Source organism: Agarivorans sp. QJM3NY_25, assembly GCF_050870875.2.
Lineage (GTDB): Bacteria > Pseudomonadota > Gammaproteobacteria > Enterobacterales > Celerinatantimonadaceae > Agarivorans.
The window spans coordinates 510,303-531,771 of sequence record NZ_CP194041.2 but is presented as its reverse complement, the minus strand read 5'-3'; the positions used below and the strand labels follow the sequence as shown (position 1 = coordinate 531,771).

17 protein-coding genes are annotated in these 21,469 nt (G+C 46.4%); 7 read left to right on the top strand and 10 right to left on the bottom strand.

What is annotated here, in order from left to right; all coding sequences use genetic code 11:
• Positions 1-18: 18 nt before the first annotated feature.
• The 3 genes from ACRRSW_RS02335 (at position 19) to ACRRSW_RS02325 (ending at position 3,355) form a co-directional block, all read left to right on the top strand.
• Positions 19-1,896, top strand: a complete 1,878-nt coding sequence (locus ACRRSW_RS02335; RefSeq protein WP_432460773.1) for an ATP-binding protein — start codon at positions 19-21, stop codon at positions 1,894-1,896.
• 18 nt (positions 1,897-1,914) lie between these two features.
• Entirely contained in the window at positions 1,915-2,412 is a 498-nt protein-coding gene (locus tag ACRRSW_RS02330; protein WP_432454764.1) for a response regulator, read from the top strand.
• A 577-nt stretch (positions 2,413-2,989) separates the two neighbouring features.
• Positions 2,990-3,355 (top strand): MmcQ/YjbR family DNA-binding protein, encoded by a 366-nt coding sequence (locus tag ACRRSW_RS02325; RefSeq protein WP_432454765.1) that lies wholly within the window; start codon positions 2,990-2,992, stop codon positions 3,353-3,355.
• A gap of 144 nt (positions 3,356-3,499) precedes the next feature.
• On the opposite strand, the gene argH is transcribed toward ACRRSW_RS02325, so the two are convergent.
• The 5 genes from argH to argC all read right to left on the bottom strand — a co-directional run bounded on the left by argH (position 3,500) and on the right by argC (position 9,433).
• Entirely contained in the window at positions 3,500-5,377 is a 1,878-nt protein-coding gene (gene argH, locus ACRRSW_RS02320; RefSeq protein ID WP_432454766.1) for an argininosuccinate lyase, read from the bottom strand.
• A gap of 84 nt (positions 5,378-5,461) precedes the next feature.
• Positions 5,462-6,667, bottom strand: coding sequence for an argininosuccinate synthase (locus ACRRSW_RS02315; RefSeq protein WP_432454767.1), 1,206 nt, complete (start codon positions 6,665-6,667; stop codon positions 5,462-5,464).
• Positions 6,668-6,713: 46 nt separating this feature from the next.
• Positions 6,714-7,619, bottom strand: coding sequence for an ornithine carbamoyltransferase (locus tag ACRRSW_RS02310; RefSeq protein WP_432456111.1), 906 nt, complete (start codon positions 7,617-7,619; stop codon positions 6,714-6,716).
• 18 nt (positions 7,620-7,637) lie between these two features.
• Positions 7,638-8,414: an acetylglutamate kinase gene (argB, locus tag ACRRSW_RS02305; RefSeq protein WP_432454768.1), complete on the bottom strand. Its 777-nt coding sequence runs from the start codon at positions 8,412-8,414 to the stop codon at positions 7,638-7,640.
• 8 nt (positions 8,415-8,422) lie between these two features.
• Complete coding sequence (gene argC / locus ACRRSW_RS02300) at positions 8,423-9,433, bottom strand: N-acetyl-gamma-glutamyl-phosphate reductase (RefSeq protein ID WP_432460772.1); 1,011 nt, start codon at positions 9,431-9,433, stop codon at positions 8,423-8,425.
• Positions 9,434-9,847: 414 nt separating this feature from the next.
• Here argC and ppc point away from each other — a divergent pair, with 414 nt between their 5' ends.
• Both ppc and ACRRSW_RS02290 read left to right on the top strand, forming a co-directional pair.
• Positions 9,848-12,487, top strand: a complete 2,640-nt coding sequence (gene ppc / locus ACRRSW_RS02295) for a phosphoenolpyruvate carboxylase (protein ID WP_432460771.1) — start codon at positions 9,848-9,850, stop codon at positions 12,485-12,487.
• Between the two features lie 284 nt (positions 12,488-12,771).
• Positions 12,772-14,019, top strand: a complete 1,248-nt coding sequence (locus ACRRSW_RS02290; RefSeq protein ID WP_432454771.1) for a hypothetical protein — start codon at positions 12,772-12,774, stop codon at positions 14,017-14,019.
• Positions 14,020-14,171: 152 nt separating this feature from the next.
• Here ACRRSW_RS02290 and metF read toward each other — a convergent pair whose 3' ends face one another.
• Both metF and greB read right to left on the bottom strand, forming a co-directional pair.
• Entirely contained in the window at positions 14,172-15,077 is a 906-nt protein-coding gene (gene metF, locus ACRRSW_RS02285) for a methylenetetrahydrofolate reductase (RefSeq protein ID WP_432460770.1), read from the bottom strand.
• Positions 15,078-15,211: 134 nt separating this feature from the next.
• A complete protein-coding gene (greB, locus tag ACRRSW_RS02280) occupies positions 15,212-15,709 on the bottom strand; it encodes a transcription elongation factor GreB (RefSeq protein WP_432454773.1) in 498 nt (165 codons plus the stop codon).
• A 253-nt stretch (positions 15,710-15,962) separates the two neighbouring features.
• Between greB and ACRRSW_RS02275 the strand changes: the two genes are divergently transcribed.
• On the top strand, positions 15,963-18,266 hold the full coding sequence (locus ACRRSW_RS02275; RefSeq protein ID WP_432454774.1) for a Tex family protein: 2,304 nt from the start codon (positions 15,963-15,965) through the stop codon (positions 18,264-18,266).
• A gap of 379 nt (positions 18,267-18,645) precedes the next feature.
• On the opposite strand, the gene ACRRSW_RS02270 is transcribed toward ACRRSW_RS02275, so the two are convergent.
• The 3 genes from ACRRSW_RS02270 to bioH all read right to left on the bottom strand — a co-directional run bounded on the left by ACRRSW_RS02270 (position 18,646) and on the right by bioH (position 20,632).
• A complete protein-coding gene (locus ACRRSW_RS02270) occupies positions 18,646-19,557 on the bottom strand; it encodes a putative metalloprotease CJM1_0395 family protein (RefSeq protein WP_432460769.1) in 912 nt (303 codons plus the stop codon).
• A 1-nt stretch (position 19,558) separates the two neighbouring features.
• Entirely contained in the window at positions 19,559-19,792 is a 234-nt protein-coding gene (locus tag ACRRSW_RS02265) for a hypothetical protein (RefSeq protein WP_432460768.1), read from the bottom strand.
• A gap of 66 nt (positions 19,793-19,858) precedes the next feature.
• On the bottom strand, positions 19,859-20,632 hold the full coding sequence (gene bioH / locus ACRRSW_RS02260; RefSeq protein ID WP_432460767.1) for a pimeloyl-ACP methyl ester esterase BioH: 774 nt from the start codon (positions 20,630-20,632) through the stop codon (positions 19,859-19,861).
• A gap of 34 nt (positions 20,633-20,666) precedes the next feature.
• Here bioH and ACRRSW_RS02255 point away from each other — a divergent pair, with 34 nt between their 5' ends.
• The gene (locus tag ACRRSW_RS02255; RefSeq protein ID WP_432460766.1) at positions 20,667-21,389 is read left to right on the top strand and encodes a ComF family protein; all 723 of its coding nucleotides are present in this window, start codon (positions 20,667-20,669) and stop codon (positions 21,387-21,389) included.
• Positions 21,390-21,469 lie beyond the last annotated feature (80 nt).

Sequence of the window (21,469 nt, the reverse complement as noted above, 5' to 3'; positions counted from 1 at the left end):
ACATAGTTGTGGATCACCATGACCGAAAAATACCGCTTATTGGTACTAAGCAAACAAGATTGGTCCGCTGTATTTGCTGCGCCGACAAGACCTTGGCTGTTTTCTCAATTAGATACGATAAGTGACCCTAAAGCTTTACAAACTTTATTCAACGATCAGCGACTTCGGCTAGTCGTCATTGACTTAGCCTTATTGACCGAGCAAACCAGCCATATTGCTCAATTAGAAGTCTTAATCACTCAGCATAAATCGACTTTTCAAATTTTGCTGTATGCCAATCAGCTCCCGGATGCAAAACAACTATGTCAATGGGTCAATAGTTTTCAGCCACGCGGAATCTTAGGTCCCGAAGTTAATTCGACAACATTGCTGCAAGCTATCGAGCAACATTGGCCTGTCGCAGCGCTAATCACCCCTCAGCAACAATGGCTCGCCAAGCAATTAGCCGCCAAAGTGGCTCAATTTCGGGCCACGTTTTTTGATTACACTGAGCTGAGTGATGAGCAGTTATCCGATAAAGTAATTAGCGCCCTATATACTTTCTTTCAACATAATGACGAAGATCACCTATGTCGAACTTATAGTGCCAATCATATTCTTACCCAAGAAGGGAAAGCCAATCAATTTCTTTGGTTTATTGCCAAAGGAGAAGTCGTACTTAATAAGCAGCAAGAAGGAAAAGTATTAGAAGTTGCTCGCATGAGAGCGGGTTCCTTAGTCGGCGGAATGTCATTCGTTACTGGTGAACCTGGTTTTACCAGTGGTATCACCTCAATGCAGACCGATGTCATCAAACTCGACCGACCCACCTTTGCCAAAGTGCTAGATTCTAGTAATCAATTACTCCCCCTATTCACCAATTTATTATTGCGGCATTTTAATCGGCGCTTACAAAAAAGTATTCAAACCAAACTAACCTTGCAAAACACCTTGGACTCACTAGATTCTGCCCATGAACAGCTGATCGAAAAAGAAAAGATGGCGGTACTAGGCCAACTAATTTCCGGTGTCGCCCACGAACTTAACAACCCGGTCGCGGCAATCATTAGAGGGAGTGACACGATTGCGACTCAACTCCCGCAAATATTGGAAGGCAACTTAAGCCACTCACAAACAATGCTTGGGCAGCGGCTATTGAAAATGGCTTTAACACTGACGCCAATGTCCACCAGCGATATCCGCCAGCGGAGTAAAAATTGTATCAAGCTGTTTGGCGATGCCATCAATGCTCGTAAAGCAGTGAGTATTGGCTTAGACCACCCAGAAACGCGCCAGCAATATTTAGAATGTCGAGCCAACTGCAGCCATAACGAGCTAATCGGTGCGCTCGAACGCTATCATCAGATCGGTAATTTTCTGCGTAATATTCAAGTTTGCGCATCTCGAATTTCCGGCCTAGTGAAAGGTCTCAAGCACTATGCAGGTCAAGATCCAGAACAACCCGTCTTAGCCGACTTAAATGAAGGCTTAGCTGAAACCTTAGTTATTTTGGAAAATCGGCTACGTCATTTCGAGGTGGAATGTAACTATGGCCTGTTGCCTATCTATCGTTGTTACCCAATCGCTTTACAACAGGTATGGACAAATTTGATTGCCAACGCACTCGATGCTATGGGCACCAATGGCAAACTATTAATAACAAGCCAATATATTGAAGGCTCACCGCCCCTTATCAAAGTAACCGTTGAAGACAATGGGGATGGAGTGCAGCAAGAACTTATCGACAGAATTTTCGAGTTGAACTTTACCACCAAGCGTGAAGGAAATTTTGGTTTAGGGATCGGCCTTACCGTTTGCCAGCAAATTGTCGGACAACATGATGGCAGGATAGAGGTTGAATCTGAACCCGGACAATTCACTCGATTCATTGTTAGCTTACCACTAAAACCGAATTAAGACTTAAGGAGTCTCACCATGCAGCAACTACTGATTTTATGTGTTGATGATGAACGTGAAGTACTTGACAGTGTACTACACGACATCATGTCTTTAAGTCCACCTTTCGTGATTGATGGTGCTCAAAGTGTCGCCGAAGCACGCGAGGCAATTACCGACTTTGAACAACAGGGGGGCAAGCTTGCGCTGATCTTAGCCGACCATATCATGCCCGACGAACTTGGCATCGACTTTCTCATTGATCTCAACCACACAGCCAATACCGAGGCAGCAAAAAAAATACTATTAACCGGTCAAGCGGGACTTCACGATACCATTGAAGCAATTAATCGTGGAGGGTTGAACTACTACCTAGCCAAGCCATGGACTCAGGAGTTACTACTCAACATCGTCATTGAAAAACTCACCGACTACGTCTTAGAACATTGTGATAATCCGATGCCCTATGCTCAGGTACTCGATGGCGCCAGAATTTTTAGTCATGTTGGGCAACACCGGATGGATATAAAAAATTAGAGTGGTACTAAAGCAGTAATGGATAGCGCTGGCATTGACGAAGCTTAAGCGCTTACCGAGACACACCGATTGTCAGGGTGAAGCAACTGACAACATGCGCAATGCAAACCAAGGGTCTGGCTTAATTTGCCAACAGGTGGCTAACTGGCGTTCATTCACCCGCAAATCATCAGGAGCTAAGTCTTATCGATCAGACCTCGGGCTCATACTCAGAACCGTCGAAACCAAGCCCTAAGCAATATCACTTCTATCGCAACAACATTTACCGCGATGGTTCTTTAAACATCTCCATCTGTGATGCATATCTGCTCGATCAAGTACTCGCGAGACTTATTTAATTACAACGCTCACCTGAGCGCTGACCTTGTATTTTACACTCTGTAAGATCTTAGAAACTTTGGTTTGCATTTGTTTACTTAAAGCGTCTGAATTAGGCAGGCGGCTATAGATTTGGTAGTTTTGGAAGAAGACTTATCTCTTAGTACTTGAGAAGCAAGTTGAGATACACTGCTAGATATAACATGTAGCGCTCAGTATTTGGGTTATTTTGCTGGTTTATCAATATAAGGGGGATACCTTGGATTACAAAGAACTAAGAGAGTACCTGCTATCTAAGCCTGAAGCCGAGCTCGATTTGCCATTTGCACCTGATGTTCCTGTCTTCAAGGTAAGGAAGAAAATGTTTGCCTTGGTCGGATGGAAAAATGAATTGATGAGCATCAACCTAAAGTGCCAACCCGAGCAAATTGACGCATTATTGGATATTTATCCTTCGATTACTCGAGGTTATCACATGAATAAGCGCCATTGGATTAGTTTGTACTTTGATGGTGGTGACGCAGAACATGAGGTATTCAGGCTTATTGATAACTCCTATGAGTTAGTTGTCAGAGGGATGAGTAGGAATGTTCAAACCCTGCTCATTGGTTTAGCTGACGAGTAGATTTCCGTGAATCCCCCAAGCAAATCGCTTGACCAACTTGGCCATAAAAATCTCTAATTTGCTAGCTAACCTCACCAATCATTTCCCCAAAAAAAGCCCCATCAACTGATGAGGCTTCTATGCAGTACTCAATATAGACTCAATCTAAGCAACATTTTGCTTATGGATCAGCGTCTTGTTATCAAGGATAAACTCTAAAGCCACTTCATCACAAGCATGCTGACGGGGACAAATATCGCAATCTTTCATCACCTTCTCTGGCAACATGCTCTTCGAAGTGGGGCTAAAGCCAAGCTTCATGAAAAATTCTGGCACTCGAGTTAATACAAATACCTTCTCGATTTCCATTTTCTTGGCTTTTTTCATCAGATGCTGAACCATTGCTCGCCCCTGCCCCGTGCGCTGTGCACTAGGGTTCACCCCTAAAGAGCGGACTTCCGCTAAGCCAGTGTCGTATAAATAAAGTGAAGCACAACCGGTCACCTTACCCGCTTGCTCACTCACCGTAAAATCACCGATTGCCTGCACTAACTCGGGGCGAGGGCGCGGCAGGTTTTCACCCGCTTGCGACCAGTAATTCACCATCTCTTCGATGGTATCTAAATCGGTCATGCGTGCAGAGCGAACGTATAGACCTTTCACATTGCGTTTCGATAAACGAGTTTCAGCTTCAGTTAGCGCATGCTCGACCTGCTCCGGAGCCACGCCACCTAAAGCTTGACGCTTGCCTAAAGTGGACTCAAGAGACAAGTTTGGATAAACATCGTTTTCAATTTCCGGTGCGAGCTCTTTAAATTCGGCTAAGCTCAGCTCTTCTAAAGGCACGCCTTTCTCAATCGCGGTCACCACAGCAATGCCCACAATATGGTGGGCTTCACGGAACGGGATCCCTTTGGCAACCAGATAATCTGCCAGTTCGGTGGCATTAGAGTAACCACCTTTGGCCGCTTCAATGGTGGTTTCTTCGTGCACATCCATATCATCGAGCACCAATTCAGCCATCGCTAAACAGTCACCCCAAGTGTCTAAAGCATCAAATAAACCTTCTTTATCTTCTTGCATGTCTTTGTTATAAGCTAAAGGCAAGGCTTTTAAGGTCATCATGATGCCCGACAGCGAACCGTATACTCGGCCCGCTTTACCACGGATCAGCTCCAAGGCATCTGGATTTTTCTTCTGTGGCATCAGCGATGAGCCAGAAGTCACTTGATCGGATAAATCTAAGAAAGCCGATTCGCCAGAGTTATAGAAAATGAGATCTTCTGCCATCCGCGATAGGTGGATCATACTAATCGAGGCGGTTGAAATCAGTTCCACCACATGGTCACGATCTGAGACCGAATCCAAGCTATTACGGGTTGCCCGGCGAAAACCAAGGTCTTTAGCAATTTGCTGGCGGTCCATCGGATAGGCGGTGCCCGCTAGAGCGCCACAGCCCAGAGGACAAACATCCAAACGACTTAAGGCATCTTGCAGACGCGAATAATCACGCTCAAACATCTCAACATAGGCCATCGCCCAGTGAGAGAAAGTAACCGGTTGGGCACGCTGCAGATGAGTATAACCAGGTAAAACAGTATGCTGTTGTTGACGAGCAAATTTAACCAGCTTTTGTTGCAGCTTATCGAGATGCTCCAACAATTCAATACCTTGGCTTTTACACCAAAGTTTTAAATCGGTGGCCACTTGGTCGTTACGGCTACGTCCAGTGTGCAATTTCTTACCAAGATCACCCACTCGTTGAATTAGTTGGGTTTCAACCCAAGAGTGAATATCTTCGGCATCACTCCCCAAAATCTGTTGTGGGTTTTCGGCGACTTGCTTACCTAACTCCAGTAAAGCCTCTTCCAAACGCGCTTGCTCATCGGCATTCAGAACACCAACACTGAGCAAGGCCTTCGACCATGCAATTGAACCGGTTATATCTTGCTCGGCCAATCGATAATCGAAACGCAACGAGTCATTAAACTGCTTAAATCTGGAATCTGCAGCTTGGCTAAAACGCCCACCCCACAATGCCATTTTACTCTCCATTTATTATTGCAAAGACCTCAGTGCCATTAGCCTCTGAGGTCTAGGTATTTCTTGCTTATACTTCGGCCAAACTTATTTGCTATTTAAAGCGCGGATCCGGCTAGCTAGAGAGTATAAACGAATAAAGCCTTCAGCGTGCTTCTGATCGTAGACTTGATCTTCTCCAAAGGTTGCAAATGCTTCCGAGTACAAACTATTTGGCGAGCGTTTTTGTACAACTTGTGCTTGCCCTTTGTACAACTTCACAACCACTTCGCCATTCACGTCTGCCGCTAAAGACTCCGACGCCGCCAATACAGACTGGCATAAAGGTGTGAACCAACGACCATCGTATACTAAGTGAGCCATTTGTTGGCCGACGGTTTCACGCCAGATGCGCGAGGTTTTATCGTGTACTAACTCTTCAATACCTCGAAGCGCAGCAACAATCACCGTACCACCCGGTGTTTCATAACAACCACGCGACTTCATGCCCACGGTACGGTTCTCAGTAATGTCGATACGACCAACGCCATGAGCAGCAGCAATCTCATTCAGTTTCGAGACCACTTGGTAAGGACTAAGTGCTTCATCGTTGACCGCAACGACTCGGCCTTGTTCAACTTTTAGACTCACATACTCTGGCTGGTTAGGCGCATCAATCGGATCAACCGTTAAGGTCCAAACGCCTTTGCTTGGCTCGTTCCATGGGTCTTCCAGCTCACCACCCTCGTGAGAAATATGCCAGGCATTGGCATCACGGCTATAAATTTTTGTCGCTGAAGCAGTGGTTGCGATATTTCTTTCGGCAAGATATTCAAGCAAATCTTCACGACTTTCCATGCTCCATTCGCGCCACGGTGCAATCACCGTTAAATCAGGCGCTAAAGCAGCAAAACAGCTTTCGAAACGAATTTGGTCGTTGCCTTTACCCGTACAGCCATGACAGACCGCATCGGCACCAACTTTACGAGCGACTTCTACTTGTGCTTTGGCAATAATTGGCCGAGCCATAGAAGTACCAAGTAAATAAGTTCCTTCGTACACGGCCCCCGTGGCAATCGTTGGATAAATATAGTCAGCAACAAACTCTTCTTTAAGATCAATGATGTGACACTCAGAAGCACCAGAGGCTAAGGCTTTTTCTTCTAAGCCGATGAGTTCTTCCTCACCTTGGCCTACATCAGCACAAAAAGCGACGATCTCACAATTATTATAGGTTTCTTTCAACCAAGGAATAATGGCTGAAGTATCCAAACCGCCAGAGTAGGCTAAAACAACTTTTTTAATATCGGTCATGTTGAGGTATTCCTTGTTCTGTCCAGCAATTATTGCTGAAAATCCACTAATTTAATAAAGAAACTAAGACTGCGTTTTGCGCGTGCATCCGGTTTTCAGCCTGATCGAAAATCAGCGACTGAGGACCATCCATAATCTCGGAGGTGATTTCCAATTCACGATGTGCTGGTTGGCAATGCAATACATGCTTAATACCACAATTTTGCATTAACTGGCGATTAATTTGATAAGCCATAAAACGATCTTTGACTGACTGTAACGGCGTATCATCCCCCATCGACACCCAAGTATCGCCATAAACCACATCATAGCCCTTGATATCATCAAGCTTATCGGTCACCACGATTTTACCACCATGAGCCTTGGCTAATTGGCGTGCCGTTTGTACAATTTGAGCGTCGGGACTAGAACCCAAGGGACAAACCGCGGCCACTTCCATCCCCAAAATAGCACCACCCAGTAACAACGAGTGAGTGACATTATTGCCATCGCCCAAGTAAGCTAACTTCACTTTACTCAAGTCCGTATAGTGTTCACTAATCGTTAAAAAATCGGCGAGCCCTTGGCAGGGATGGTACAGGTCACACAAAGAGTTAACGATGGGTACCGAGGAATGAGCTCGCAAGGTTTGCAAGGTTTGGTGTGAGAATACTCGTGCTACGATGGCATCGGCCCAACGGGTAATATTTGAAGCGAAGTCTTTAACACTTTCACGCTCACCCATGGCGCCATTTTGCTGGTCGAGGTAAACCGCATGTCCACCAAGGCGATTAATCCCAATATCGAAGGTCACACGAGTACGCAAAGAAGGTTTTTCAAACAGGGTGACCACACTTTTTCCAGCAAGGCTTTGCGCATAATCGGTCGGCGTTTTTTTAATTTTTGCGGCCAACTCGAGTAGACCTAAAATCTGCTCTTGACTTAGCTCCTGCAAGCTCAGTAGGTGTTTCATATCGCTCATCATCTATCCTTAAATTTGTACCTGAGTCCCGACTGACTCACCGTTATATAATTGACCCGCGAGCAAACTTGCTAATTGCTCAGCATCTTTCCAAGAAGCCAAAGCAACTGGTGCTTGTAAAAAGGCTGCCGCATCAAGCGCCGCTTTAACCTTGACCGTCATGCCGTCGGTAATCACCCCATCGTCAATCAACTGTTGCGCCAATTGACCGTCAAGCTTAGCAATTAACTGCTTATTTTGGTCTAATACACCTGCAACATCAGACAATAACACCAACTGCCCTTGAAGTAATTGACACACCGCTAAGGCCGCTTGATCTGCATTGACATTATATAATTCACCATCACTTCCAATCCCTATCGAACTAATCACAGGGACATGGCCCAGCTCAATTAAACTGTTCAGTAACGCCGGGTTCGCAGCTGAGGCTTCGCCTACATGCCCTAAACGCGGATCCATTGCTGTCACCCGACAAGAGCCTGCATCACTTAAACACAAACCAACCGCTGACAGTCCAGACTTCAGTGCTCGCGCTAATAGCAATTTATTACTAGTACCCGCTAAAGCACCCACCACATAGGGGATTTGCTCTTTAGGCGTAATCCGCAAACCATCAAGTTTTTCTGAGACAAAGCCGGTTTTCGCCAATACGTCTTCGACAACTACGCCACCACCGTGTACTAAAACAATAGGCTGAGAAACTGCCTCTAAAGCGGCAAATAAATTATCTAAGGCGTGGGAATTATTCAATACCGCACCACCTAATTTAATCACTAAAGTTTTCATACAGAACCTTAAACTAATGCCGTTGTGGCGGCAAAGCCATTGCGAATATTGAGGCACTGAATAGCCTGACTAGCGGCCCCCTTCAACAAGTTATCTTCCGCAGAAACCACAATCAGATCATCGCCCTGCTGTTGCCAAGCCAAATCGATAAATGGCGTATATTCTACTTTAGTAATCGATGGCCATTCGTCTGCTAATAAACGCACAATTTGTTGCCCCGCATAAGCTTGTTGATAAGCTTCATTCACCTGCTCTGGTGTAGTTCCCGGTTTTAAAATGACATTAATCGTCGCTAAGATACCGCGCTTAAAATTGCCAAGATGTGGCGTGAAGATCACCGGATGACCGAGATGCGTGGCGATTTCCGGTTGGTGACGATGCTTAAATACACCATAAGGACTTAGGCTCACCTCGCAGAAGCTACTATTTAAAGACGCTTTGCGCCCAGCGCCACTCACACCACTGGTTGCGTTAATTACCGCTTTACTATTATCAGCAATCAAACCCGCCGCCGCCAAAGGTTTTAAGGCCGTTAAAGAAGCCGTAGGATAACACCCCGCCACCGCGACTAAATCAGTTTGTTTAATCTGCTCGGCATTCCATTCAGCTAAACCATAGACCGCTTTATCCAGTAATTCGGGATATTGGTGAGTAAAACCATAGTAGGTTTCATAAAACTCGGCATCTTGCACCCGAAAAGCACCCGAGAGATCAAATACCTGACAACCAGCAGCTAAAAAGGCCGGCGCCAAATCATGACTAACTTCATGTGCGGTTGCCAACAACACAATGTCAACATTGGCAAAAGTACTGGCGATATCAGCCACCATTAGAGGCTGAACAGGTGCATCAACAATACCGCGTAATCGACCATGTAAACTGGATAAAGACTTACCCGCATCGAGACTTCGCTCGGAGACAAATAAGCCTGCAAGTTGTAACTGCGGATGGCGACTCACATAGCCTGCCAACTCCGCTCCGGTATAACCACTCGCTCCAATAATCGCAGCCTGTAACATCGTGTCTTCGTTCCCTTCACATTGGTAATATTTTCATTTGTGACAAAGCTTAGCGCCGCTGACAAGTTTAATAAAAAATCATTATTTTAAACAAGCTAAACCAAGCTATGCTTCAATTATTGCGGAGCATACCACAAGTAATTCGTTATGCAATAATAATGCATTTTTATTTATTGTAATGTTTGTAAAAAATACTAAAATCGTGGCTAATCCTCTAAATTTACCGATGACCATGAGATACACAATAGGCCTGAGCGCTTGATCCACCTCAAAGGAACTCAGGTTACCTGTAATTTTATTACAGGTGCTTTGACTATAAGCGCAGTCTTAGGTATGTTTTTGGGCTAGGAATAGGGTAATTTAGTAAATTAATTTCAATAATCGCTAGCATACGCCAACAGTAAAGGAAAAAGAATGAGCCAGAATTTGCCTCAGGAAACCAATGCGTCATTACGAGGAAATGTAAATTTACTCGGACAGCTACTTGGTAATACGATCAAAAGCCATATGGGCGAGGCTTTCCTCGAGAAAGTAGAAACGATCCGTCAGCTAGCAAAAGCGTCACGCAGCAATGATGAACAAGCGCGTGAGCAGCTATTAGAACTATTACGAAATTTAAGCGACGATGAGTTATTACCTGTAACTCGCGCCTTTAGCCAATTTTTAAATCTGGCTAATATCGCCGAACAATTCCATACCATTTCTCGCAATTGTGAAGGCAGTACCTGCACCACCGATCCCATCGATTTGGTATTTCAAAAATTAAAACAAGAGCAACTTAGCGAAGCAGAAATTCATCACGCAGTTGCCCAACTCAATATCGAATTAGTCTTAACGGCCCACCCCACCGAAGTGACTCGCCGAACACTAATCAATAAATACGTGAGTATTAATGATTGTCTCGACTGGTTAGAATTAGACTTACCGCAACGAGAGCGGGATAATTTGATGGGTCGCCTAGAGCAACTGATTAATCAAGCTTGGCACACCGACGAAATCCGTAAGCTACGCCCAACCCCAGTTGACGAAGCCAAATGGGGCTTTGCCGTAATTGAAAACTCATTGTGGCATGCTGTTCCTGAATTTGTTCGACAATTAGATAAGAAACTCAGTAATCACTTCGACATGCGTCTTGCTTTAGATAGCGCTCCTGTGGTGTTTTCATCATGGATGGGCGGAGACCGAGATGGTAACCCCTTTGTCACCGCAAAAGTGACTGAAGAAGTATTACTTTCAAGCCGTTGGGTCGCTGTAGATTTATACCTGAAGGAAATTCAGAAGCTAGTCAGTGAATTGTCGATGAGCGATGCAAATCAAGCCTTGCTTGAGCAAACTGGCACTCAGAGCGAACCTTATCGTGCGCTACTTAAAGTATTGCGCAGTGAACTACAAGAAACCCACGACTACCTTACCGCGAAGTTGAAAGGTCAGTATACAGAAGCCCGCGACATCGTGGTGAATACCGAACAGCTGCGGGAACCGCTCGAGCTATGTTACTACTCACTACAAGATTGTGGCATGAGCATCATCGCCGATGGGACTCTACTCGACCTATTACGTCGTATCGCCTGCTTTGGCATCAACTTATTGCGCTTGGATATTCGCCAAGACAGTGGTCGTCACGAAGAAGTTTTTTCAGAACTGAGCCGTTATTTGGGCTTGGGCGATTATGCGCATTGGAATGAAACCGACAAACAACACTTTTTATTACAAGAGTTAAACTCCAAGCGGCCATTGTTCCCACGAAATTGGGAACCCAGTGAGTCGGTGCAAGAAGTGCTGGATACCTGTGCCATCATCGCCAAACAAGAGCGTGAAGCCTTAGGTATATACATTATTTCTATGGCTAGTGAGCCCTCCGATGTATTAGCCGTACAGCTGCTATTACAAGAAGCTGGTTGCCCATTCCGCCTACCTGTCGCTCCATTATTTGAAACATTGGATGATTTAAATAATGCGCCAGCAACCATGAGCAAACTGTTGTCCGTCGATTGGTATCGCGGCTATATCTCGGGCCAACAACATGTGATGATTGGTTATTCCGACTCTGCGAAAGATGCTGGGGTGCTGGCAGCCTCTTGGGCTCAATATCGCGCTCAAGAAGCATTAGTCTCCATTTGCGAAGGTCACGGTGTCAATCTGACCTTATTCCATGGTCGTGGTGGTACTATTGGTCGTGGTGGTGCTCCAGCCCATGCAGCACTGCTATCCCAACCACCAGGATCTTTAAAAGGTGGGCTTAGAGTGACCGAACAAGGCGAAATGATCCGCTTTAAGTTTGGTTTACCTAAAGTCGCTTTAGATAGCTTGAACCTCTATGCCAGTGCTGTTCTAGAGGCAAACTTAGTCCCACCAATGGAGCCGAAAGACGAATGGCGATTAGTGATGGATCAAATTGCCGAAACCTCTTGTGACAATTATCGTGGTGTGGTCTGGGGAGAAGAAGATTTTGTTGCTTATTTCCGTTCAGCGACTCCTGAACAAGAGTTAGCCAAGCTTCCCTTAGGGAGCCGTCCAGCGAAACGTCGTCAAGATGGCGGCGTAGAAAGCTTACGGGCGATTCCATGGATTTTCTCTTGGAGTCAGAATCGACTATTGTTACCCGCTTGGCTAGGCAGTGGCGCCGCATTTAATCAGCTGATTGAGCAAGGTAAAGCCGAGCTACTACAAGAAATGCGTGAATGGCCCTTCTTCGAAAATCGTTTAGCAATGTTAGAGATGGTATTCATGAAAGCGGATACTTGGCTATCACAGGTTTACGATGACCGTTTAGTAGAACCAGAACTCAAAGGTCTAGGAGTAAAACTACGCGCTCAGTTGGATTCAGCAAAAGCGGCTATCTTATCGCTATCACCTGAACATCGCTTATTAGCCAACCAAGCCTGGGTAGTGGAGTCAATTAACTTACGTAACCCCTATATCGATCCCTTACATGTGCTGCAGGTCGAGCTCTTAAACCGCTCGCGAGCTAGCGAGCAGCTCTGTCCGGTGGTCGATCAAGCACTCATGGTCAGCATTGCTGGTATTGCCGCAGGTATGCGTAATACTGGTTAAGTCACTTCACAAAACAAACCTCGCACTTGCTGCGGGGTTTGTTTTATTGACGAAGCTGATGAGCCACCAGCTCAGCGCTTGGTTTGATGAACGAGTGATACACCGCTAACATCGTCGTTCGGAACCGAGATAATTGAGAGTGAAGCGGTAATCATGGTGGGGAATAGGAAAACTCTCGGGTTCTCTTCGGCATTTGTCACTCAATGCCCAATTTCAACCACTTAGCGTCACCGAGCGGACGATGTTTATCCGCACCATGGCAATTGATAGTTAGGATGTCATCAATGCAAAAGTTCTCCGGCTGGTTATTCCTCGGATTCTTACTGCTTTATTTACTTTCAGCCTTTGGTCAAATTGGCCTGTTCTTCCCCACGCTACTTGCCTGGTTCGCCGTCGCAGTGTATTGGCCGCAACTGAATCGCCCGATCCAATTGCAAGCCGCCACGTTATTTGCCTTAGGTCTGGGGTTATTGGCGGTTGCTGCGAGTCAAGGTACTCTGTTAAGCCTAAAGGATGTGTTGTCGGCCAATCTCCCGCTGTTAGCCATGTTTAGTGCGGTGTCTTTTTTAGCGCTCACCAATAAAACCGACAATCAAACACCATTACCCAAAGGAACCGCGAGTATTTTATCTAGCGCGCTTGGCATTAACCTTTTAGGTGCGATCATCAATCTTTCGATCGTGTTTATCGCCGGAGATCGTCTCTCAGAAAAGAGCCCCTTAAGTGATGCGCAGCAAAAAGTGCTCACCCGCAGTTTTTGCGCTGCCGCATGGTGGTCTCCCTTCTTCATCGCAACCGCGGTCTCGATCACTTATGTGCCGGGTCTGCAGTGGAGTGATACCTTGTTACCCGGTCTGGTGATGTCATTGATTGCTCTCGGCTTCACGAGTACAGAAGTATATTTAAAACACCGAGATAACTTCGAAGGCTACCCAATCAAACCGGATAGCTTAATGATCCCGCTCTGCTTAGCGCTATTGGTAATTGGCTTGCACTTTGGTTTACCAGACTTAAGCATTATTTTAATCATCACCTGTCTTGCTCCTTTAGCAGCACTCGCCTTTAATCAAGGTACATCGCGCACTAGCGTTCGTCAGTTCATTAATCACAAACTGCCCAATGTCGGCGGTCAGTTTCTGCTGTTTCTTGCTGCAGGGGTATTTTCGGCAGGCATCAAAGGGATCCTGTTAGCCTATCCAGACACAATCAACCTCGCAAATTTTAGCTTTACAACCCCCGTATTTGCGACAGTATTGGCGCTGATGATTATTGCTGGCATCCTCGGTATTCATCCGGTGATTAGCATTTCGCTGGCCAGTCCCTTATTACTGCCGTTGGAGCCAAGCCCCAGCCAACTGGGTTTTTTGTTCCTAAGCTCTTGGGCCATTTCAACTGGTAGCAGCCCTCTATCGGGAGTGGGCCTCACCATGACCGGCCGTTATCATTGTTCGAGCCGGCGAATTTTGCAAAATAATTGGTACTATGCATTGGTGATGTGGTTACTCAGCGTGGCGATGAGCACCCTATTATAAATACAGTCAGCATTATTTCTCCGAGCGGGATGATAAAGGTCTGATGATTCTCCATGCCCCTCAGCCCATTTAACAACCACCCATACGGAAAGTTTGGTCAAGCTCAAGTAGTCTGCTCGCGCCGCTGGGGACTGCTGTTGGTAGCCGCTAGACTAACAAGCCACCGTCTGAAGCTCGGGCCTAACCCCCAAAGTATGACAAATCGCATAAGAGAGTTCGGAGCGATTGAGGGTATAAAAGTGGAAATCCTTGACCCCTTCACGCGACAAGACTTTCACCATTTCGATAGCCACGCTCGCCCCCACCAGATTACGAGTCATCTGATCATGCTCTAAACCTGCAAACTGTTTATGTAACCACTGTGGCACCTTCACGTTGGCAAAAGAAGCAAACTTCTTCAAAGTATTATAATTAGAGACAGGTAAAATTCCCGGGACAATTTCGCCCTCAATACCTATCGCTGCACAACGGTCACGAAAGCGCAAATAACTTTCAACATCAAAGAAAAATTGCGTAATAGCCCGATTAGCACCCGCATCCATTTTTCGCTTTAAAGCCAACAAGTCTGCCTGCGCACTCTTTGCCTCAGGATGCATTTCAGGATAAGCCGCTACCGAAATATCAAACTCAGCCTCTTCCCTCAATAAACTGACCAAGTCACTCGCATACATCTCGGGTTTGGCCGCTCCGACCGGTAAATCACCACGCAGCGCAACAATATCCCGGATCCCACTTTGCCAATAATCGCGAGCAATTTGCCGTAATTCTTCAGGGGTAGAATCAACACAGGTAAGATGAGGCGCGGCAGCTAAACCAGTTCTGTCTTTAATCGCCTTAATCACCTTATGGGTGCGATCACGAGTCCCTGAATTCGCGCCATAAGTGACCGAGACAAACTTCGGTTTTAGAGTGTGCAAACGCTCGATAGAAGCCCAAAGCGTTTGCTCCATGGTTTCGGTGGTTGGCGGGAAAAACTCAAAAGACACGTTAATATCACGATTAAGTTCGCTTAAGCTTTGATTGAGTGATTCAATTTGTTGTGCGTGATGAAATCCCATTAACCTTCTCCATAAAAGACATTTAGACGTCTATACCGCTAAATATGAAGAAAAGTTTCTATATAGTCAATCAGCTCATGTTATTACTTGCTTTAAATGAAAATAATTCAACATCAGCAAATTAGGCTCAGTGCTCAAGATCCATCCTCGTACTCTTCAAATGCTTGATATTGAATCGCCGTCACCCACCATTCCTTGATGCCTGCAGGAGTATTCACAAATACATCGTCATCCACTTGTTTGCCAATTAAAGCACGCGCCATCGGTGAATCGATGGTGATATAACCCAGCTTTGGATCAATCTCGTCAGTGCCAACAATTCGATAACGTACCTTATCCCCATCCTCATTTTCTAAGGCGACCCAAGCCCCAAAATAGACCTTGCCGTTTTGTTGCGGAGAATGATCAATAATTTGCAGTACATCTAAACGTTTATTTAGGAAACGCAAACGAGAGTCGATACGGCGTAACTCTCGCTTCCCTTCTTTATATTCAGCATTCTCCGAGCGGTCACCCAAGGCGGCGGCCTCAGAGACGGCTTGAGTCACCTCCGGACGTTTTATCTTCCACAAGTATTTCAACTCTTGGTCGAGTTTATGCCAACCGGCACGAGTTATTAAATTACTTTTCATAACATCCAGGCCTCTAAGCGCAGTTTGTCTTTGGTGATTAAATTTATAGCTGTTGGTTATTGATTTAGACTGAAAGCCGATCGAATGCGCGCCCTATAAATCAAGCACCGAACTTGCTAGGTGGTTCGACCTTGCGAGCAGAGCTTATGCCAATTACTAGCCGAGACCAATTTATACTTGAAGCAAAAACAGAACGCCATATGATAGTGGCCATTATCTGCCGCCTTGCGGCTCTCTCAATGTAAGCAAGCATATGTCAACACTAGAACAACAAATTGCCGCCGATATTCAGGCGAAGCCAGCGCAGGTCAGTGCTGCAATTCAATTACTAGACGAAGGCTCCACCGTTCCTTTCATTGCCCGCTACCGAAAAGAAGCCACCGGAGGTTTAGACGATGGTCAACTGCGATTATTGGAACAGCGTTTAACTTACCTGCGCGACTTGCAACAACGACGCAGCAGCATTCTAAAATCGATTCATGAACAAGAAAAATTAACCCCGCAACTCGAACAGCTAATTATGGGAGCCAATACCAAAACTGAGCTCGAAGATCTTTATCTGCCTTACAAGCCAAAGCGCCGAACCAAAGGACAAATTGCCATTGAAGCGGGTTTAGAGCCACTGGCAGAGCAACTATTAGCTCAACCCGATACCGCCCCCGAGCAACTTGCCACGGCCTACTTCAATCCACAAGCAGGCTTCCACGACAGTAAAACCGTCCTCGATGGTGCCAAGTTTATTCTCATGGAACGTTTTGCCGTTCAAGCACCACTGCTTGCATCACTCCGCCAATTATTACAAGCACAAGGCTTAGTGAGTACAACGGTCATTGAAGGACAGCAGCAAACAGGCCAAAAATTCCAAGACTACTTCGATTACCAAGAAGCGCTCAGTAAAGTTCCTTCCCACCGCGCCTTAGCGATTTTACGCGGCCGCAACGAAGGCATCTTGATGCTTAATCTGGTTATAGCTCAGCAAGATCAGCAGCAGAGTCACCCAGCAGAGCAGCTCATCCGAGATTACTTTCAGCTTGCGCCTAAAGGCTACGCCAGTGACACTTGGCTGAATACAGTGGTGCAATGGACTTGGCGAGTCAAGCTTAAGCTCCAGTTAGAAACTGAATTACTCAACCAGCTTCGAGAACGCGCCGAAGAAGAAGCCATTAGTGTCTTTTCCCGTAATCTCAATGATTTATTAATGGCGGCGCCAGCAGGCCCCAAAGCAACCCTCGGTCTCGACCCAGGGTTGCGCACTGGTGTAAAGGTTGCAGTTGTGGATGCCACTGGTAAATTACTCGCTTACGACACCATCTATCCCCATGCGCCACGCAATCAATGGCAGCAATCTTTAAATACTCTCGCCAAGCTAGTCCAACAACATCAAGTTAAATTACTGAGCATCGGCAACGGTACCGCCTCCCGAGAAACCGATAAACTTGCCGCCGATTTGCTCAAGATGCTTCCTAAACAGAATTTGCAAAAAGTCATGGTGAGCGAAGCTGGTGCCTCGGTGTATTCGGCTTCAGAATTGGCTGCTCACGAATTCCCCGACTTAGATGTATCAATCCGTGGAGCGGTGTCCATTGCTCGCCGTCTACAAGATCCATTAGCCGAGCTGGTAAAAATTGAACCAAAGGCCATCGGGGTAGGCCAATACCAACATGACGTGAGCCAAAGTAAACTGTCACACCAGCTCGAAACCGTGGTGGAAGATTGTGTGAATGCGGTCGGAGTCGACATCAATATGGCTTCGGCTCCACTACTGAGTTTTGTCGCCGGGCTTAACCCGACTATTGCACACAACATTGTTAGTTATCGCGATGAACATGGTGCCTTTCAGTCACGTAAACAAATTAAAAAGGTCGCCCGCTTAGGTCCTAAAGCCTTTGAACAAGCTGCTGGTTTCTTAAGGATCCCTCAAGCTGCCAACGCTCTGGATAGCTCAGCAGTGCATCCCGAGGCTTACCCTCTAGTCGAGGCCATCGCGAATCATAGTCAATGCCAAGTGAGTCAGCTGATTGCCAATTCCGAGCGCTTGGCTAAACTCGACCCCAAGCAATTTACCAATCAACAATTTGGTTTACCCACGGTAACCGATATCATCGCTGAATTGAACAAACCAGGTCGAGACCCTCGTCCAGAGTTTGCGACCGCCAATTTTAAAGAAGGCATCGATAGCATTAGCGATCTGAAACCAGCGATGCAACTCGAAGGGGTCGTGACCAATGTCACCAATTTTGGTGCCTTTGTTGATATCGGAGTTCACCAAGATGGCTTGGTCCACATTTCTTGCTTGGCCGATCACTTTGTCAAAGATCCTCATCAAGTGGTGAAGGCGGGCGATATCGTGAAAGTTAAAGTGCTAGAAGTCGAGGTTCAACGCAAACGAATCGCCTTAAGCATGCGCTTAGATGATGAGGTGCACAGCGGCCCTAAATCTGCAGACCGCTCTGATAAAAAACCAGCCTACAAGGCTCGCCCAGCGAAAAATACCAAGCCAAGCACGACGCCAGTGAATAGTGCCTTTGCCGATGCTTTTGCTAAAGCTAAAAAATAACGGGTAACAAATGGGGCTGCATCTTCACTCAAAGACTCGGCCCCTTCCTCGAATATAGAACCCAGCAAATTAGGCTGAGTCCAAATCAGCAACATCAACCAATACCAGTTTTATCCCCGCTTAAATGGGCCTCCAATCGCAGCCGATGCCTGAGTTGAAAGTTGCTTTAAGAGATTCACAACTTAGCTGTCGAATAGTCCTTGATAGCTATTCGACCCACAAGGCTAGTGCCTCAGTTAAGACTGAATAAGTAGACCATCAAATAATCGACTCGATAAAACCTACAGCAATGAGCAGAGACTTGTTTCGCTTAATTGGAGTGTAATTTGATGAACTGGTAACGACAGCGTCTACCACTGACAGAAGAGCTTTGAAATAGTTAAGCCATTAAACTGAGTTGTGCGCTCTGCCTAAAATGACTGACACTGGCATAGCGCTGCTGAATCTGCTGATTTCTCTGAGCCATTTGTGCGGCAATATCAGGATAACGTTGTTGTAAATCTTTCGCTTGTTGCTGCTGAAGTTGCTGATAATCGCTCGGTGCAGCTACATCATTGACTGCCGATTCAAAAGCAGATTCTTGCTCATCGGAAGCCAACAAGCCTGGCATCTGAGTTTGGCTAAGCTGTGCTTGAGCCGCTGCCGCTTTTTGTTGTGCCTGCGCAGCAACCTGACGATCTTGTGCTGAGGGCTCGGCTGGCGCTAACGCAGCACGTTGCACTTGATCCATCTTTGCGATAGTCGCCTGAGGATCGCCAGCGACTTCACTGGTATCAATAGATACCTCTCCGCCAACCGCATACTGCTTACCGTCGGCACCGCGTTCAAGCTCAAAATTAGCACCACTGGTGTATTGTCCACCAACCGCTTGATGCTGAGATTCATGTAAACGAACTTCACGATCACGCGCGACGAGCTCATCCAGCGCCTTCTGTTCACTTTCACTAAATTGATTTTGGTTGGTTTGCTTGCTGCTGGCTTGATCTCCACCAGATTTTTGCTCTGACTGCTGCTGTGAGTCTTGTTGTTCTTGCTGTTGCTGCTGTTCACGACCTTGCGCATCACGCTCTGTCACTTTAGTGAATTGCTGCTCTTGAACACTGGGGTACTGGACCGGAAGCGAAGGTTTGCCGCGGTCCTTCTCGGCCCCTACCTCTGGCTCTTTCGCAAAGCTGCCAACCTCTTTAGGCTGAGCAATCACTTCACGCCGCATATTATCCCGTTTGGCTGAATCGGTCGGCGGACTCAGCGTATTAGGAAAAACATTGGGAAGGCTCACGCTAATGTTCATGTTAAGCCTCAATATCCAAGATTGAGCCGAGCATTTTTGATTCGGTATCAATCACTTTGGCACCCGCCTTAACGTATAACTCAGCCTGATTCAAACTCACCACAGCATCTACAACTTCATTCTGTCGTGGCTCACGCCCCGCGGCGACCTCAGCGAGGGATTGAGCACTTTGGCTAACTTGTTGATTAGCATTGGCAATAATTTGAAAGCCATTGCTCGCAGCACCAATCTGCATTTCCCCCTCCCAATATTTGCCAAAACTTAAGCGATCACTAAACAAATTGTAGCAAACTGCTCACTTTTAAACCACTAATGACCGGGAAAAGTCGATCAGGCGCTCAGCAAATAACTGCTTCTCTGAAATAAAAGGAGCGTGTGAAGAGCTCGCAAAGCAATATTGCTGTGCGTCGAGATTCAGCTGCGCATGCTCGGCGATAGCAGCCTTTGGCACCAGCGAGTCATTACGACCATACAGTTGTAACCACGGCAAATCGATTTGACCCACTTGGGGACGCAAATCTTCACTTTGTAACAAACTCAAGCCCTGCCTCAAAGCGTCTAAGCAAGGCAAAGGTCGCTCTGCTAACAAATGACGCAGTTGTTTAATATCCTGCTTCGCATGAGGACTTCCCATTGCTTGAATTGCCAGAAATTGCTGCAGGGTTTTGACAAAATCGAGTTCTAAGCCCTGAGCAAACCCTTGTAGCACTTTACTTGGGATCCCGGGCCAATCATCCTGTGCGACAAAATGTGCGGAGCTAGCCACACTCACTAATGACGATAAATGCTCTGGAAAACTTAAGGCAGCTTGCATCGCCACCAAGCCGCCCAAAGACCACCCCAACCAAATAGACTGCTCCGGCACCTGCTCAGCAACAGCCTCAGCTATGTTTTGTAAGCTTAACTGTGGCAAAGCGGTCGAATAACCAAAACCAGGTAAATCCACCATATATAAACAAAAATGGGGACTGAGCAGTTCGCTTAGCGGCTGCCAAACCGCACTATTCAAGCCCCACCCGTGAAGTAATACTAAAGCAGGCCCTGCTCCTTGACTCTCACAATACAACTGACTCATCTACACTTACTTATTGATCATTAGGAAAGAATGAATGTTATCGAGTTTCGCAGCCACTTTAAACCGAACTCTCAAGCAATCCAGCCAATGTGACTTTTGCTTACAAAGCAAAGCAGTCAACTTGGCATGCTGTGAGCATTGTGCCCGCTTATTACTCGGCCAAGCGCATCCCCGTTGTGAACGCTGTTTCTTGGCCCTCGCAGAACCCGGAATATGCGGTGAGTGCCAACAACAAGAACTCTATTTTGATCATATATTTTGTCTCGGCGATTACCAGTGGCCCTTAAGCCCAGTGATAAAAACTTATAAATATGCCAAACAAGCTCATCTAGCCAAACCCTTAAGTCAGCTACTTTGGCAGCAAATCGAACGCCAGCCCATGGCCCGACCCGATGCACTATGTTCGGTCCCCATGCATTGGCTGAAACGCTGGCGACGCGGCTTTAACCAAAGTGAATTACTCTGTCAGCAAGTCGCAGCGCTATCGGGCCTCCCCTATCAAACCGTGCTAAGCCGCCCACACGCAGGAAGCAATCAAGCCACCCTGAATCGCACCCAACGCCAGCGTTCATTGACAAGTAGTTTTAGCTGCAAAATCAGAAACATACAGCCCCACTGGGCGTTGATTGATGATGTTGTCACGACAGGGAGTACCGCTAATGTACTGGCTAAGTTACTTAAACAAGCTGGCGCTCAACAAGTAGATATTTGGGCACTGGCGCGCACCCCGAAGCCCAACTCATCCAGCCAAGCATAAGCTAAGTCACAGACTATTCTTGCTAACCTTCATGATAAAATTTACCCTAGTTACTATCGTCAGAATTGAAAAACCATCGC

Coding starts and splice junctions, on each gene's coding strand:
- ACRRSW_RS02335 (WP_432460773.1), top strand. CDS start 19: ATGACCGAAAAATACCGCTTATTGGTACTAAGCAAACAAGATTGGTCC.
- ACRRSW_RS02330 (WP_432454764.1), top strand. CDS start 1,915: ATGCAGCAACTACTGATTTTATGTGTTGATGATGAACGTGAAGTACTT.
- argH (WP_432454766.1), bottom strand. CDS start 5,377: ATGGCATTGTGGGGTGGGCGTTTTAGCCAAGCTGCAGATTCCAGATTT.
- ACRRSW_RS02315 (WP_432454767.1), bottom strand. CDS start 6,667: ATGACCGATATTAAAAAAGTTGTTTTAGCCTACTCTGGCGGTTTGGAT.
- ACRRSW_RS02310 (WP_432456111.1), bottom strand. CDS start 7,619: ATGAAACACCTACTGAGCTTGCAGGAGCTAAGTCAAGAGCAGATTTTA.
- argB (WP_432454768.1), bottom strand. CDS start 8,414: ATGAAAACTTTAGTGATTAAATTAGGTGGTGCGGTATTGAATAATTCC.
- argC (WP_432460772.1), bottom strand. CDS start 9,433: ATGTTACAGGCTGCGATTATTGGAGCGAGTGGTTATACCGGAGCGGAG.
- ppc (WP_432460771.1), top strand. CDS start 9,848: ATGAGCCAGAATTTGCCTCAGGAAACCAATGCGTCATTACGAGGAAAT.
- ACRRSW_RS02290 (WP_432454771.1), top strand. CDS start 12,772: ATGCAAAAGTTCTCCGGCTGGTTATTCCTCGGATTCTTACTGCTTTAT.
- metF (WP_432460770.1), bottom strand. CDS start 15,077: ATGGGATTTCATCACGCACAACAAATTGAATCACTCAATCAAAGCTTA.
- greB (WP_432454773.1), bottom strand. CDS start 15,709: ATGAAAAGTAATTTAATAACTCGTGCCGGTTGGCATAAACTCGACCAA.
- ACRRSW_RS02275 (WP_432454774.1), top strand. CDS start 15,963: ATGTCAACACTAGAACAACAAATTGCCGCCGATATTCAGGCGAAGCCA.
- ACRRSW_RS02270 (WP_432460769.1), bottom strand. CDS start 19,557: ATGAACATTAGCGTGAGCCTTCCCAATGTTTTTCCTAATACGCTGAGT.
- ACRRSW_RS02265 (WP_432460768.1), bottom strand. CDS start 19,792: ATGCAGATTGGTGCTGCGAGCAATGGCTTTCAAATTATTGCCAATGCT.
- bioH (WP_432460767.1), bottom strand. CDS start 20,632: ATGAGTCAGTTGTATTGTGAGAGTCAAGGAGCAGGGCCTGCTTTAGTA.
- ACRRSW_RS02255 (WP_432460766.1), top strand. CDS start 20,667: ATGTTATCGAGTTTCGCAGCCACTTTAAACCGAACTCTCAAGCAATCC.